The organism is Belnapia moabensis DSM 16746 (assembly GCF_000745835.1).
GTDB classification, from domain to species: domain Bacteria; phylum Pseudomonadota; class Alphaproteobacteria; order Acetobacterales; family Acetobacteraceae; genus Belnapia; species Belnapia moabensis.
This window is the reverse complement of the sequence record NZ_JQKB01000002.1, coordinates 79854-92817: the sequence shown is the minus strand read 5'-3', so window position 1 is coordinate 92817 and position 12964 is coordinate 79854. Positions and strand designations below refer to the sequence as shown.

Below are 12964 nucleotides of genomic sequence, written 5' to 3'. Positions count from 1 at the left end.
GGCGGCCGGTCAACGCGGCGTGGCCGGGGCCTCGGCATAGTGGAAGGCGGCGCCCGTGACGGCGATGGAGAGCACCCGCTCATCCCCGCTGACGCCATCCTCCAGCGGCGAGCCGCCGGCGCGGGATTGCAGCCGCAGCACGCGGCAGGGCATCGGCCCCCCAGGCGGCGCGATGCGGAGCGAGAAGTGGTGCGGACCGCGCCGCTTGGCCTCGACCAGGCAGGGCGTGCCGTCGAAACTCGCCTCCAGCACCGGCGCCGGGGCGCCGTAGAGGTGCCCGACCTCCAGCACCGCGAAGGCGACCGGGCGCAGCGGCGCCGGGTTGCGCAGCAGCCCCTGCAAGGTCATCCAACGGAACGGGCCCTCCGCATCCTCCTCCGCCCCATGCCAGCCGAGGTCGAAGGCCGGGTCGCGGGGCGCCAGCACCGCCTCCGTTCCCCCGATGGCGGTGGCCGGGGCATCCTCGACCGGCTCGGGCGTGGCGGCGGCAATCAGCCGGCGGAGCGCGGCGGCGGGCGTCTCGTCGCCGGCCAGGCGGTCGAGCAGCAGCGTCGCCGCGGCATCGATGAAGGCGTCGATGCGGTCCTGCTGCATCCGCAACTGCCGCTCCAGCATCGCCTGCCCGGCCAACAGGACCGCTTCCCCGGCCTGTTCCAGCCGCAGCAACCGCGCCTCGATCTCGGCCAGCCGCTCTGCCCCCGGCAGGCTCGGCCCGAGGGCGAAGCGCGCCAGCACGGCTTGGCCGCCCGTGGCATGCAGCGTCACCTCGATGCCGCTGCTGGTGAGGTCGGCCGGCTCCAGGGCGAGGGCGAAGCGGAAGGCGCAGCCGCCCTCGGCCAGCGGCACCGGCGCTTCCGCCTGCACCGTCCGCACCGTGCCGCCATTGATGACGGCATGCAGCGCCGGCTGCAGCAGGCCGTTGACCCGCTCGATGCCGGTCCCGCGCAGCATGCCGTAGTCGAGGCGTAGATCCTCGATTCGCGGGCGCGAGGGGCCGAGCAGCGCCGCGGCCTCGGCCGGTGTGGCCACGGGCCAGGGGTCGGCCAGCTCCGGCCCCTCGACGGCGGCGGCGATGCGCAGCATCGCGGGCAGCGGCACGCATGGGAGGCGGGCGATGGGCAGGGTGAGCACCGTGCCCGGCTCGACCGGCGCGGCGAGAGCGAGGCTGCCCACCTCGATCCCGCGGCACCAGGCGCGGACCGGCGCCTCTGGCCGGAAGGGGCTCAGCGCCCGCAGCCGCAGCCCGTCCCGGCCGGCGCCGACCACCAGCAGGGGAGGCGTTGCATCATCCGTCACACGGCGTCGCTACCATTCAGCCGCGCGGCGCGTCCAGCGATCACCCCGGGTTCGCAGCCGCCCAGCGGCCGTTCTGGGTGCGGCCGCCATAGCCATAGGCGTCGCCATCCGCGGCATGGACGAGGACATAGCTCTCCTTGTGCAACGGCCCGAGCAGCGCCGCCATGCCGGCGAAGGCGGCGGCGACGAAGCGGGTCGTCTCCGCCTTGGTGTTGGTCCCCGCGGTCACCTTGATGTCGAGCCAGAAGGCGCCGAGCCCCGCTTCGGCCGGCCGCTGCCCGGCGATGAACCAGTCCTCCGGCCGCGCCGGCTCGGCGAGGACGGCGGTGACGCTGGGATCCTTGCCGAGATGCTCGGCAGCGAGGCGGGCAGCCAGCGCCGCCACCTCGGCTTGCAGGCCGGAGCGGGGGGAGGGGGTGACGTAGCGGATGCCGATCATGGGCATGGGATGGTCTCCTTCAGTTGGTGATCCCGAAGGCCAATCTGCGCCGGCGTCTCCCCTATCGAAACGCTATGTAGCGTACTTTCTATCATAGTAAAACTCTATGATGCTCGACCTTGAGTCCGTCCGTCTCTTCCTCCTCGCCGTCGAATTCGGCAGCCTCACCCGCGCCGCTGAAGCCGCAGGCACGGTGCAGCCCGTGGTGAGCCAGCGGCTGAAGGCGCTCGAAGGCCGGCTCGGCCGCCGCCTGCTGGAACGGAGCCCACGCTTCGTCCGCCCGACCGCCGCCGGCAGCGCCTTCCTCGGACCTGCCCGCGCCTTGCTCGCCGCGCATGACGCGGCCCTCAATCTCGACGAGGCGCCGCCCCTCCGCTTCACGCTCTGGGCCAGCGACCATGCGATCGGCCTCGGGCTGGAGGGGCTGTTCCGCCGCCTGCGCGCCGCGCTGCCGCATGGCGCAGTCCTCTCCCTCCGCACCGGCCTCTCGCAGGAGGTCCACGCCCGCTTCGAGGCCGGCGACTGCGATGCCGCGCTGGTCCGCCGGGAAGCCGCCGGCGCGGATGGGGAAGTGCTTGGGCAGGACCCGCTCGGCTGGCGCGGTGCCGAGGGGTTGCGCCTTGCCCCCGGAGAGCCGGTGCCGCTGGCCACCCTTGGCCCGGCCTGCGGGGTGCGCAGCGCCGCCATCCGCGCGCTTGACCGCGCCGGCCTGCCCTGGCGCGAAAGCTTCGTGGGCGGCAGCTGCGCGGCGCTGGTGGCCGGGGCCGAGGCCGGGCTCGGCATCGCGCCGATGGGCCGCATCGCCGCCGGCGGGGCACCGGATCGCGGCCCGGCGCTCGGCCTGCCGGCGCTGCCGCCTTCGGAGATCGTCATGCTTGCCCGCAGCGGGTCGCCCGCCCTGGCCGCGGCGATCCGGGCGCTCGCCGCCGGCCTGCGCGCGAGCCTTGGCGAAGTGCCGCCTTCGCAGGCAAATGGCCGGTGATGGATCGCCCGCCCCTCCTGATGGTCAGCCCGCTGCCGCCGGCGCGGAACGGCATCGCCGACTACGCCGCCGCGCTGCTCCCCGGCCTCGCCGCGCATTACGACTGCGCCGCCGCGGGCGAGGACTGGCTGGCCGAAGCCCCTGCCGGCATCCCGGTGGTCGATATGGCGCTGGCCCATCGCCTGCCGGGGGAGGGGCGGCGGCGCCTCTACCAGATCGGCAACAATCCCGGCCATGGCTTCGTGTTGCAGGCGCTGCGGGCGCGGCCCGGCGTTACCGTCCTGCACGATCCGGGCCTGCTGCATCTTTATGAGTCGACGGGGGAGGATCGCGCGACCATCCTCGCCGGAATGCGCCATGCGGTGCCCGGCCTCGCCGCGACCTATGCGCGGCAGCTGCGGGAGCATGGCCTTTCCACCCGTGCCAACCACCTGCTCTTCGACCTGGCCGGGGAGGTGCTGGCGCGGTCGCGTGCGGTCATCGTCCACTCCCGCTTCGCTCGCAGGCGCCTGCGCCTGACCCATGGCGAGGCGGCGACGGCGCATGTCGAGGTCATCCCCCACCTGCTGCCGCCCGGCAGGCCGCCGGCGCGTGCCGAGGCGCGCGCCCGGCTCGGCATCGGCGCGGGGGAGTTCCTGGTCGTCACCGCGGGCTTCGCCTCGCTGGCCAAGCGCCTCGACTGGGTGCTGGCGGCGCTGGAGGGGCTGCCCGCTCTGCGCTGGATCCATGCCGGCGAGGTGCCGGCCGCGCTCACCGGACGCATCGGCAGCCGTTCCCACGTCACCGGCCACCTGCCGGGCGATGAGTTCGATGCGCATATCGCCGCCGCCGATGTGCTGGTGAACCTGCGCTTCCCCTCGACCGGCGAGAGTTCTGGCTCGCTCGCCCGGGCGCTGGCGGCCGGCACCTGCTGCATCGTTTCCCGCACCGGCGCCTTCGCCGAGCTGCCGGGCGAGGCGGTGCTTCATCTGCCGTTGGCCGGCGGTGCCCGGGCCTTGGCCGAGGCCCTGGCGGCGCTGGCCGCCGCGCCGGAGCGGGCCCGCGCCATCGGCGCCGCCGGCCGTGCCCATGCCGAGGCGGAGATGGCGCTCCCTGCCGTCGCCGCCCGCTACCGGGCCGCGATCGGCGCCGCGGAGGGCCGCCCGCCGCCGGCCGCCGAGCCTCCGACCTTGCTTCGTCTCGCCGCCGACCGGGTGCTGATCGCCGCCGCCCTCGACGGCCGTTCGGGCCCGTGCCGGCTGCGCCTCGAGCTCGATGATCCCGCGGCGCTGGCGGCGCTCAGCCTCGCCCCCGGCGGCCTTGCCGAGGCCCTGCTGCCGCCCGGCGCGGAGCTTCGTGGCGTCAGACTGGAAGGGAGGGGGCTGCTGCTCGACCTCCAGCTGCCGGCATGAGCGCTGCGCCGCTGCTTGCCGCCCTGCTGGCCCGCGCCCTGCCGGGCCTCGTCGCCCGCGACCTTGGCCTGCCGCTCGGGGCGCTGCTGCCATGGCTGCCCGGCACCAGGGCCGGCATCGCGGATGCGGCGGCGCTCGACCCGGCGGAACGCGCCCTGCTCGGCCGCTTCCGCCAGCAGGGGCGCCCACTGCTCGGCCTCGACCCCGTCGCCGATGCCGAGCCCGACCCCGCCTGGGAGGCCGCCCGCGACCGCGTCGCCTGGACGCCCGTTGCCGCCCCGGTGCCGGGTGCCAGCCTCACCCTGGTGGTCGGCGGCGCCGGCGAGGCGCCCCTACCGGAGGGGCTCGGCCGCATCCTGTTCGTCGTCGGGCGCGAGGATGCGCCGGAACGCCTCGACCTGCTGCTGTCCGAGCTGCGCCTGGCCGAGGTCTTCGACCGTCTGGGCGCTGCCGCTGCCAGCCTTGCCGGGCCGGGATGGCAGCTGGGTGGGCGCAGACTCTCCGCCCGCCATGCGAGCCTGCTGCTGCTCGCACCCCCGCCGGGCCATATCCCCGACCTCCTGCTGCCCGCCGCCGCCATGCCGCATGACCTCGCGGAACTCGGTGGGCCGGAGGGGCTGCCGCTCGGCGGCGTCCGGCAGCTGCGGCTGCTGCCCGGCGCGCTGCTGCCGCGGCGCTGGCGCTTGCGACTGAACTTCACCGGGGCGGAACCGGGGCCGGCAGGGCTTTTCCTCGATGGGTTGCGGGTGCCGGCCCGCGCCGTCCCCGGCGGCCTCGTCGCCAGCATCGAGACGCCGGCGGGCCGCGCGCCCGTGCTCGGCCTCGCCTGGCGCGATGGCGCGCCGCCCGGCCTCCGTCTCGTCACGTTGGAGGGGTGGCCATGAGGGCGCCGCGCCTGCTCATCCTCTCGCCCATCGCCTCCCACCCTGCGGACCAGGGCAATGCGGCGCGTATCCAGGCGCTCGGCACGGCGCTGATGGCGCGGGGCATCCGCTGCGAATTCCTCCACTTCGCCACGGAGGGCAGCACGCCGGGCCAGCGCGCCGCCATGGCCGGCTTCTGGCACGGTTTCCACGAGCTGCCGCCCGCCGTCATCGGCGAGCCGAGCCTGCCCGGCGGCTGGGGCATCGACGACTGGTGCCCGCCGGACTTGGCGGAGCGGCTCGCCGCCCTGCAGCGCGTCCGCCGCTACGATGCGGTGCTGGTGAACTATGTCTGGCTCTCCGCCGCGCTGGAGGGGGCGGGCGGCGCCTTCCGCATCCTCGACACGCATGACCTGTTCGGCGGGCGCGATGCGGTGGCGCGGGCGCAGGGGCTCGATCCCTCCTGGTTCTTCACCACCATCGCCGAGGAACGCCGCGGGCTCGACCGGGCCGACCTCGTGCTCGCCATCCAGGGGGAGGAGGCGGAGGAGCTGCGCCGGCGCGGCGGGGCGGAGGTCGCGGTGCTCGGCCATATGCCGCCGCTCCGCTTCCTCGCCGGGCCGCAGCCGGAGCCGCTGGTCCCCTTCGGCTATCTCGGCAGCGCCAATCCGTGGAACCTTGCCGCGCTCCGCGCCCTCGACACGGCGCTGGCCGGGGCGCCGGAGCTGCCCTGGCTGCTGGCCGGCCGCGTCCTTCGCCGCCAGGATATCCGCCTCGCCTCCCGGCCGCGGCTGATGCCCCATGTGGCGGAGGTGGCCGCCTTCTATGCGGCCGTCGATTGCGTGCTGAACCCGATGGCCGGTGGCACCGGCCTCAAGGTGAAGACGGTGGAGGCGCTGGCCTTCGGCAACCCGGTGCTCGGCACGGCGGATGCCTTCGCCGGCCTCAATGCCGAGCATCCCGGCCATCGCTGCGCCGATGCCGCGGCGCTGGTCACGCTGATGCGGGAATACCGTGCGAGCGAGGCCTTCCGCCGGGAATTGCGACTAGCCTCGCGCCGGCTCGCGCTGCGCTATGCGGCCGAGCTGGCCGAGGCGCAGGATGCGCTGGCGGCGCGGCTGCGGGCGCTCGCGGCGTGAGCCCCGCCCGCTCCGCCCGCAGCGCCAGCAGCGCCGGCACCGCGCCGCAGGCGAGGAGGAAAAGGCCGAGGCCGAGCATCGCCGGATCGATCATGGTCATGGTGGATATCTCCCGGTGGGGCATTCGATGACGTGCTTCTCGCATCCGCTGGCTGAACCGGGGCTGAGCCGGCCGTTCAGCCGCGGTTCAGCTTCGGCGCCGCAGCCTCGCGCGATGCTGCGCCGAAGCCTCCTCGCCCTGCTGCTCCTGCCGCTGGCCGCGCGCGCGGATGACGACGACCAGGACCGCGCCCGCGCCGCCGTCGAGCGTGGCGAGATCCGCCCGCTCTCGCGCATCCTCGCCGAGCTGGAGCGGCGCTTCGTCGGCCAGGTGGTCGATACCGTCCTCGACCGCGACGATGGGCGCTGGGTCTACGAGTTCAAGCTGCTGCCGCCCTCCGGCCGCATGTACCGGGTGAAGATGGATGCCGCGACCGGCGCGGTGACCGAGACCCGCGGCCCCGTGCAGGAGCGCCGCTGATGCGCGTGCTCGTCGCCGAGGACAGCGCAGCCTTGGCCGCGCAGCTCCGCGAGGCACTGGTCGCCGCGCATTTCGCCGTCGATGTCGCGCCGGATGGGGAGGAGGCACACTTCCTCGGCGACACCGAGGCCTATGACGCGGTGGTGCCCGATCTCGGCCTGCCGCGGCTCGACGGACTCTCCGTACTGCGCCGCTGGCGGGCGGGCGGGCGGGCGATGCCGGTGCTGATCCTCACTGCCCGCGACAGCTGGACGGAGAAGGTCGCCGGCCTCGATGCCGGAGCGGACGACTACCTCGCCAAGCCCTTCGCCATGGCGGAGCTGCTGGCCCGGCTGCGTGCGCTCGTCCGCCGCGCCAACGGCCTCGCCCAGCCGATGATCGCGGTCGGCGGCCTCAGCCTCGACACCGCGGCGGGCAGCGTCGCCTGGCAGGGCATGCCGGTGCGGCTGACGGCGCTGGAATTCCGCCTGCTGGCCTATCTGGCGCATAGGCCCGGGCGCGTCGTCTCCAAGACGGAGCTGACCGAGCATCTTTACGCCCAGGACTTCGACCGAGACTCCAACACGCTGGAAGTCGTGGTCGGAAGGCTGCGGCGGAAGCTGGACCCGGCGCTGATCGAGACGCTGCGCGGCCAGGGCTACCGGCTGGCGGCCGGCTGAGCGCGGTGTTCCGCTCGCTCACCCTGCGCCTCGCGGCGCTGTCGGCGCTCTGGGTGGCGCTCGGGCTGGTGGTGGCGGGATGGCTGATCCTCGGCATCGCCAGCGACCAGGTGCTGCGCGGCTTCGATGCGCGGGTGCTCGGGCTGCTCGACCGCGTGGCGGGGGCGGCCGCGCGTGGGCCGGATGGGCGGCCGCGGCTGGAGCGGCCGGTTTCCGACCCCGATCTGGAGCAGCCCTTCGCCGGCGCCTATTGGCAGATCGCCACGCCCGGTGGCGGCCGTGCGGCCTCGCGCTCGCTCTGGGATGCGCATCTGCCGGAGTTCGAGGCGGCGGCGGAGGCCGGGCCGCGCCTCCGCGACGTGACGGGGCCGCGCGGCGAGCCGCTGCGCCTCGCCGAGCGGGCGGTTGTGACGCCGGATGGCGGGCCGCCGCTGCTGGTCCAGGCCGCCATGGCGCGGGGGCGCGTCGATGGCGAGGTGCGGCGGCTGCGCTGGCTGATCGGCCTCGGCTTCGGGCTGCTCGGGCTCGGGCTGGTGGCAGGGACGGTGCTGCAGGTGGTGTTGGGGTTGAGGCCGCTGCGGCAGGCGCGGCAGGCGGTCGCCGAACTGCGTGCGGGCGAGCGGGAGGATCTTGCCGCGCTCGCCGCGCCGAGCGAGATCGCGCCGCTGCTGGAGGAGATCGATGCGCTGCTCCGCCAGAACCGGGCGACGGTGGAACGCGCGCGGGCGCATCTCGGCAACCTCGCGCATGCGCTGAAAACGCCGCTCGCGGTGCAGCGGGCCGCGCTCGATGCCGCGCCGCCGGACCTCGCCGTGCTGCGCGGCGAGGCGCTGGCGATGGAGCGGCTGGTGCAGCACCATCTGCGCCGGGCGCGGGCCGCGGCGCTGTCCGGCGCGCATGGGCCGGGCGCGCTGCCGCTCGCCATCGGCGAGGACATCGCGCGGGCCCTTCGCCGGCTGCCGGGCAACGAGGGGCTGGCGATCGAGGCCGGGGGCGATGCCCGCGCCCGCGTCGGCGTCGATCCGCAGGACCTCGCCGAGATGCTCGGCAACCTGATGGAGAATGCCTGCCAGTGGGCCCGGCGGGCGGTGGCGCTGCATGTCGCGCGTGAGGGCGGGTCGGTGGCCGTTGCCGTCGAGGATGACGGGCCGGGCCTGCCGGAGGATGAGCGCGAGCGGGTGCTGGCGCGCGGCGTCAGGCTGGACGAGGCAGCGCCGGGGAGTGGACTCGGACTTGCCATCGTCCGCGACCTCGTCGAGCTGCATGGCGGCGGCCTCGCGCTGGAGGCCGCGCCGTCGGGCGGGTTGCGCGCCCGGCTGACCTTGCCGGCGCGCTGACCCCGCTCAGGCCACGCGGATGTTGGAGAACTGCCAGGGGTCCTCCGTATCCAGCGTCTCGGGGAAGAGGCGGGCGCGGTCCTGCAAGGGCGTCCAGTCGGAATAGGCACCGACCACCTCGCCGAGATAGGGCCGGGCGATCTCCAGCACGCGCTGGTGGTCGATCTCGTCCGCCTCGACGACGCCGCGGCGCGGGTTCTCCATCGCCCAGATGACGCCGGCCAACACGGCGACCGTCACCTGGAGCGAGGTGGCGTTGTTGTGCGGGACGAGCTTGCGTGCCTCCTCGATGGTGAGGCGGGAGCCGTACCAGTAGGCGCCCTTCCTGTGGCCCATCAGCAGCACGCCCAGCTCGTCCATGCCACGGACGATCTCGTCCGTCATCAGCCGCTTCTCGGGCTGCATCTCCCAGTTCTTGCCGGCCAGCTCGTGGACGGAGAGCACGGCGTCGTCGCAGGGGTGGTAGGCGTAGTGGGCGGTCGGGCGGTAGACGACCTGTCCGGCCTCGTCGCGCAGCGTGTAGTAGTCGGCGAGCGAGATGCTCTCGTTATGGGTGATGAGGAAGCCGTGGAAGGGCCCCTCCAGCGGCGTCCAGGTGCGGACGCGCGTGCTGGCGCCGGGGCGCATCAGGTAGATCGCGGCGTCGCAGCCGAAGCCGTGGCGGTGGCCGTCCGCTGGCAGCGCCTTCTCATGCGTGCCCCAGCCGAGCTCGGCCGGCTGGCAGCCCTCGCCGACGAAGCCGTCCACCGACCAGGTGTTGACGAACTCGCCCGGCTTCTTGGGCCGGTCGGCGACCTGGGTGTCTCGCTCGGCGATGTGAATCACCTTGATGCCAAGGTCGTGCGCGATGCGCGCCCAGGCGGCGCGGTCGGCGGCCGGCGGCGGCGCGGCGATGGGCGCGCCGGTGTCGCGGGCGATGTCGAGCAGCGCCTGCTTGACGAAATGGCTGACCAGGCCGGGATTCGCGCCATGCGCCGTCACCGAGGTCGGCCCGCCCTGCGCCGCCTCGCGCAACGCGATCGCTGACTCGCGCATCGCGTAGTTGGAGCGCTGCGAAGGGGTGAGCGAGGTGTCGGTGTAGCCGCCGGTCCAGGGCTCGATGACGGTGTCGAGATAGAGGACGTCGAGCTCCTGGCAGAGCTGCATCAGCGCGACGGAGGAGACGTCGACCGAGAGGTTGAGCAGGAAGTCGCCGCGACGCAGCAGCGGGGTCAGCAGGTCGCGGTAGTTCTCGCGCGTCGCCGCCTCCACCACGAAGCGGATGCCGTATTCCGCCGCGACCTCGCGCCCGCGCTCCTCGGCGGTGACGATGGTGATGTCCTCCCGCTTGATGTCGATGTGGCGGAGGATCAGCGGCAGGACGCCCTGGCCGATGCTGCCGAAGCCGAGCATGACGAGGCGGCCGGGGAAGCGGGCATGGATCATCGGGGGAGGACTCCTTCGAGGCACGCAACAAAAGGGCCGGTCCCCTCCGCAAGGGAGGGGGGCCGGGTCGTCAGGGGGAGAACGCGCAGCCTGGCTCAGGCGGCCAGTGAAACTTCCGCGTCGGCCTCGATCATCGGCCGGTCGCGGACCTCGACCAGGCGGGCCCGGTCGAAGCCGTTGAAGGCGGTGCGCAGGCAGGCGCCATAGGCGCCGAGCTGGCCGATCTCGATCCAGTCGCCCTCGCGGATATCGGCGGGGAGCGGGAAGGGGCCCTTCATCCGGTCCGCGCTGTCGCAGGTCGGGCCGAAGAAGACGAAATCCTCGGCCGCCGGGGCGGGAGCCGGGCCTTCCAGGCGGATCAGCCGCACCGGGAAGGTGAAGCCCGGCACGCCGGCATCGGAGAGCGCGCCGTAGACGCCGTCGTTCAGGTAGAGGTCACGCCCGCGGCGGCCCTGCACCTGCACCACGACCGAGCCGCCGCCGGCGACCAGGGCGCGGCCCGGCTCGGACCAGAGCACGGCGCCCGGCAGGTCCAGCGCCTCGAAGCTCGCCTCGATCTCGGCGAAGAAGGCGCCGAGCGGGGGCGGCTCGATGCCTGGATAGGCGACCGGGAAGCCGCCGCCGACATCGATCACCTCCACCGGTACGCCGGCCTCGCGGATGACCTCGCCGGCCAGCGCCATGGCCTGCCGCCAGGCGAGCGGGTCCATCATCTGCGAGCCGACATGGAAGCAGAGGCCGAGGCGCGCGGCATGGGGACGCGCGGCGCGCAGCAGGGCCACCGCCTCCTCCGGCTCGGCGCCGAACTTGCCGGAGAGGTCGAGCATCGCCGTGCCCTTCGGCAGGCCGAGGCGGATGAAGAGGCCGAGGCCCTCCGCCGCGCCCACGCCGGTTTCGGCGAGGATCTTGTCGAGCTCCGCTGCGCTGTCGAGCACGAAGTCGCGCACGCCATGCTCGCCCCAGGCGGCGCGGATGGCCCCGCGCGCCTTGATCGGGTGCATGAAATGGATGCCGGCCTCGGGGAACATCGCCCGCACCAGCGCCACCTCATTGGCCGAGGCGCAGTCGAAGTGGCGCACGCCGCCCTCCCAGACTGCGCGCAGCACGGCGGGCTCCGGGTTGCACTTCACCGCATAGAGCACCTCGCCCGGGAAGCCGGCGACGAAGGCGGCGGAGGCCTCGGCGATGGCGGCCGGGCGCAGGCAGTGCATCGGCTCCTCCGGCCGCTCGACGGCGACCAGGGCATCGACGGAGGGCAGGGCGGTCAGGGCGTCGTCGAGGCGGCGGCGCAGCGGGGCGACCGCCGCACGGGTGCGGAGCAGGGACATGTGGCGCGATCCTGGAGAGCGAGAGGAGACGGGGGCTGGGCCCGGCTTCAGGCGATGCGCAGCGGACTTCGCATCGCGGCGACCCGTTCGAGCAACATAGGCAGATCCCTCACGGCCCCGGCCAAAGGGAACAACCCCTGCGGCCGGCATGGACGAAAAGGACGCGTCCCGTCGTTGCTGTGCCCCGGCCATCAGGCGGCTGGGGCTCGCGGCACGTGCGATAGCGCCAGCGGCCGCCCTTCAGCGACCGCGACCGGATAAATAGTGGCTTCCGCCCCGGATTGCCATGTCTTTTTTCCGGGGCTCGCCCGTTCTGCCGGCATGGCCGCCGGGAAGGGCGAAAGCTTTCAGGAATCTTGCCGGTCGAGAGCCTGCAAGGCGAGATATTCCCAGGCCAGCGTCGCCGCCGCCAGCGCCGTGATCTCGCCGTCGTCATAGGCGGGCGAGACCTCGACTACATCCATCCCGCGGAAATCGATGCCGCGCAGCCGCCGGATCAGCCCCTGCGCCTGCCAGGAGGCGAGGCCGCCGATCTCGGGCGTGCCCGTCCCCGGGGCAAAGGCCGGGTCAAGGCAGTCGATGTCGAAGGAGAGGTAGGAAGGCCCGGCGCCGAGCACCGCGCGCACCTGCTCGGCGAGCGCCGCCGGCCCCAGCTCCTGCGCCTCCTGCCCGGTGACGATGGTGACGCCATGGCCGATGGTCCAGTCCCAGGTCGCCCGGTCCACCGGCGAGCGGATTCCCACCTGTATCATCCGGCTCGGATCGACCAACCCCTCGCGGATCGCATGATAGAAGGGCGAGCCATGGGCATAGGCCTGGCCGAAATTATCCGCCCAGGTATCGACATGGGCATCGCAATGCAGCAGCCCGACCGGCCCGCCGAGCCGCTTCGACAGCGCCCGCAGCAGGGGCAGGGTGATGCCATGCTCGCCACCGAGCGCGACAAGGTGCCGGCAGGAAGCCGCCTGCCGCTCGATCAACGCGAGGCTGCCGGGGATGTCGCCGAGCGCGATGGCGAACTCGCCGATATCGGCGATGTCGAGGTCGCGGGGATCGACCCAATGCGCAGGATGCACGCCGTCCACCAGCATGCGGCTCGCGCGTCGGATCGCCGCCGGCCCGTCGCGCGTGCCGGCGCGGTTGGTGGTGCCGATATCCATCGGCACCCCCGCCACCACATAGGTCGCGCCCGCCTCCCGCCGCTCGATGCCGAGAAAGCCCGGCGGGGTGGCGAAGGTCGGCGGGCCCGCCATGCTACTTCACCGCCGAGAATGCGGTCGGCGCCAGCAGCAGGTTCTCGACCGAGGCGACGATCTGGCCGTCCTCCTCGGTCTTCGCCCGCGCCGTCAGCCATTCCGGGTCGGTGGCGAAGGTGTTCCACTTCTGCTCGCGCTCGGCGAGGCTGTCCCATTGCAGCAGGTAGTAGAGGTCCTGGTTGGAGGAGCCGACCAGCACCGTCCAGAAGCCGGCCTGCCTGATGTCGTGCTTCTCCCAGAGCTTCAGCGTGATGGTCTCGAAGCGCTTCAGCAGCGCCGGCAGCCGGCCGGGCACGCAGTGATAGATGCGCAGCTCATGGATCATCGCC

General features: G+C 73.7%; 13 protein-coding genes. 7 read left to right on the top strand and 6 right to left on the bottom strand.

Translation table 11 applies throughout. The annotated features are described in order from the left end of the window. Window positions 1-9: 9 nt before the first annotated feature. Together EP26_RS01480 and EP26_RS01475 are read right to left on the bottom strand one after the other, a co-directional pair. Window positions 10-1296 carry a hypothetical protein gene (locus tag EP26_RS01480; protein WP_157033371.1) on the bottom strand — a complete coding sequence of 429 codons (1287 nt, stop codon included), beginning with the start codon at window positions 1294-1296 and terminating at the stop codon, window positions 10-12. 40 nt (window positions 1297-1336) lie between these two features. After that, the gene (locus tag EP26_RS01475; protein ID WP_043334925.1) at window positions 1337-1741 is read right to left on the bottom strand and encodes a 4-oxalocrotonate tautomerase; all 405 of its coding nucleotides are present in this window, start codon (window positions 1739-1741) and stop codon (window positions 1337-1339) included. Between the two features lie 100 nt (window positions 1742-1841). Between EP26_RS01475 and EP26_RS01470 the strand changes: the two genes are divergently transcribed. From EP26_RS01470 to EP26_RS01440, 7 genes are all read left to right on the top strand, one after another. After that, window positions 1842-2717, top strand: a complete 876-nt coding sequence (locus EP26_RS01470; protein WP_211259347.1) for a LysR family transcriptional regulator — start codon at window positions 1842-1844, stop codon at window positions 2715-2717. Then, on the top strand, window positions 2717-4108 hold the full coding sequence (locus EP26_RS01465) for a glycosyltransferase (protein ID WP_043334924.1): 1392 nt from the start codon (window positions 2717-2719) through the stop codon (window positions 4106-4108). Before EP26_RS01470 ends, EP26_RS01465 begins: the two co-directional genes overlap by 1 nt. Then, entirely contained in the window at window positions 4105-4992 is an 888-nt protein-coding gene (locus EP26_RS01460; protein WP_043334923.1) for a hypothetical protein, read from the top strand. The genes EP26_RS01465 and EP26_RS01460 overlap by 4 nt, the downstream gene beginning before the upstream one ends. After that, window positions 4989-6110: a glycosyltransferase gene (locus tag EP26_RS01455; RefSeq protein WP_043334922.1), complete on the top strand. Its 1122-nt coding sequence runs from the start codon at window positions 4989-4991 to the stop codon at window positions 6108-6110. The genes EP26_RS01460 and EP26_RS01455 overlap by 4 nt, the downstream gene beginning before the upstream one ends. 214 nt (window positions 6111-6324) lie before the next feature. Beyond that, window positions 6325-6630, top strand: a complete 306-nt coding sequence (locus tag EP26_RS01450; protein ID WP_043335135.1) for a PepSY domain-containing protein — start codon at window positions 6325-6327, stop codon at window positions 6628-6630. Beyond that, on the top strand, window positions 6630-7289 hold the full coding sequence (locus EP26_RS01445) for a response regulator transcription factor (protein WP_211259346.1): 660 nt from the start codon (window positions 6630-6632) through the stop codon (window positions 7287-7289). Before EP26_RS01450 ends, EP26_RS01445 begins: the two co-directional genes overlap by 1 nt. Before the next feature lie 5 nt (window positions 7290-7294). Beyond that, complete coding sequence (locus tag EP26_RS01440; protein WP_043334919.1) at window positions 7295-8626, top strand: sensor histidine kinase; 1332 nt, start codon at window positions 7295-7297, stop codon at window positions 8624-8626. Between the two features lie 6 nt (window positions 8627-8632). Here EP26_RS01440 and EP26_RS01435 read toward each other — a convergent pair whose 3' ends face one another. From EP26_RS01435 to EP26_RS01420, 4 genes are all read right to left on the bottom strand, one after another. After that, on the bottom strand, window positions 8633-10051 hold the full coding sequence (locus tag EP26_RS01435) for a homospermidine synthase (protein ID WP_043334916.1): 1419 nt from the start codon (window positions 10049-10051) through the stop codon (window positions 8633-8635). A 95-nt stretch (window positions 10052-10146) separates the two neighbouring features. Next, window positions 10147-11379 (bottom strand): type III PLP-dependent enzyme, encoded by a 1233-nt coding sequence (locus EP26_RS01430; RefSeq protein ID WP_043334914.1) that lies wholly within the window; start codon window positions 11377-11379, stop codon window positions 10147-10149. Window positions 11380-11726: 347 nt separating this feature from the next. Beyond that, a complete protein-coding gene (gene speB / locus EP26_RS01425) occupies window positions 11727-12632 on the bottom strand; it encodes an agmatinase (protein ID WP_043334911.1) in 906 nt (301 codons plus the stop codon). 1 nt (window position 12633) lies between these two features. After that, window positions 12634-12960: an NIPSNAP family protein gene (locus EP26_RS01420; protein WP_043334907.1), complete on the bottom strand. Its 327-nt coding sequence runs from the start codon at window positions 12958-12960 to the stop codon at window positions 12634-12636. Window positions 12961-12964 lie beyond the last annotated feature (4 nt).

Coding starts and splice junctions, on each gene's coding strand:
- EP26_RS01455 (WP_043334922.1), top strand. CDS start 4,989: ATGAGGGCGCCGCGCCTGCTCATCCTCTCGCCCATCGCCTCCCACCCT.
- EP26_RS01470 (WP_211259347.1), top strand. CDS start 1,842: ATGATGCTCGACCTTGAGTCCGTCCGTCTCTTCCTCCTCGCCGTCGAA.
- EP26_RS01465 (WP_043334924.1), top strand. CDS start 2,717: ATGGATCGCCCGCCCCTCCTGATGGTCAGCCCGCTGCCGCCGGCGCGG.
- EP26_RS01435 (WP_043334916.1), bottom strand. CDS start 10,051: ATGATCCATGCCCGCTTCCCCGGCCGCCTCGTCATGCTCGGCTTCGGC.
- EP26_RS01430 (WP_043334914.1), bottom strand. CDS start 11,379: ATGTCCCTGCTCCGCACCCGTGCGGCGGTCGCCCCGCTGCGCCGCCGC.
- EP26_RS01420 (WP_043334907.1), bottom strand. CDS start 12,960: ATGATCCATGAGCTGCGCATCTATCACTGCGTGCCCGGCCGGCTGCCG.
- EP26_RS01450 (WP_043335135.1), top strand. CDS start 6,325: ATGCTGCGCCGAAGCCTCCTCGCCCTGCTGCTCCTGCCGCTGGCCGCG.
- speB (WP_043334911.1), bottom strand. CDS start 12,632: ATGGCGGGCCCGCCGACCTTCGCCACCCCGCCGGGCTTTCTCGGCATC.
- EP26_RS01460 (WP_043334923.1), top strand. CDS start 4,105: ATGAGCGCTGCGCCGCTGCTTGCCGCCCTGCTGGCCCGCGCCCTGCCG.
- EP26_RS01445 (WP_211259346.1), top strand. CDS start 6,630: ATGCGCGTGCTCGTCGCCGAGGACAGCGCAGCCTTGGCCGCGCAGCTC.
- EP26_RS01475 (WP_043334925.1), bottom strand. CDS start 1,741: ATGCCCATGATCGGCATCCGCTACGTCACCCCCTCCCCCCGCTCCGGC.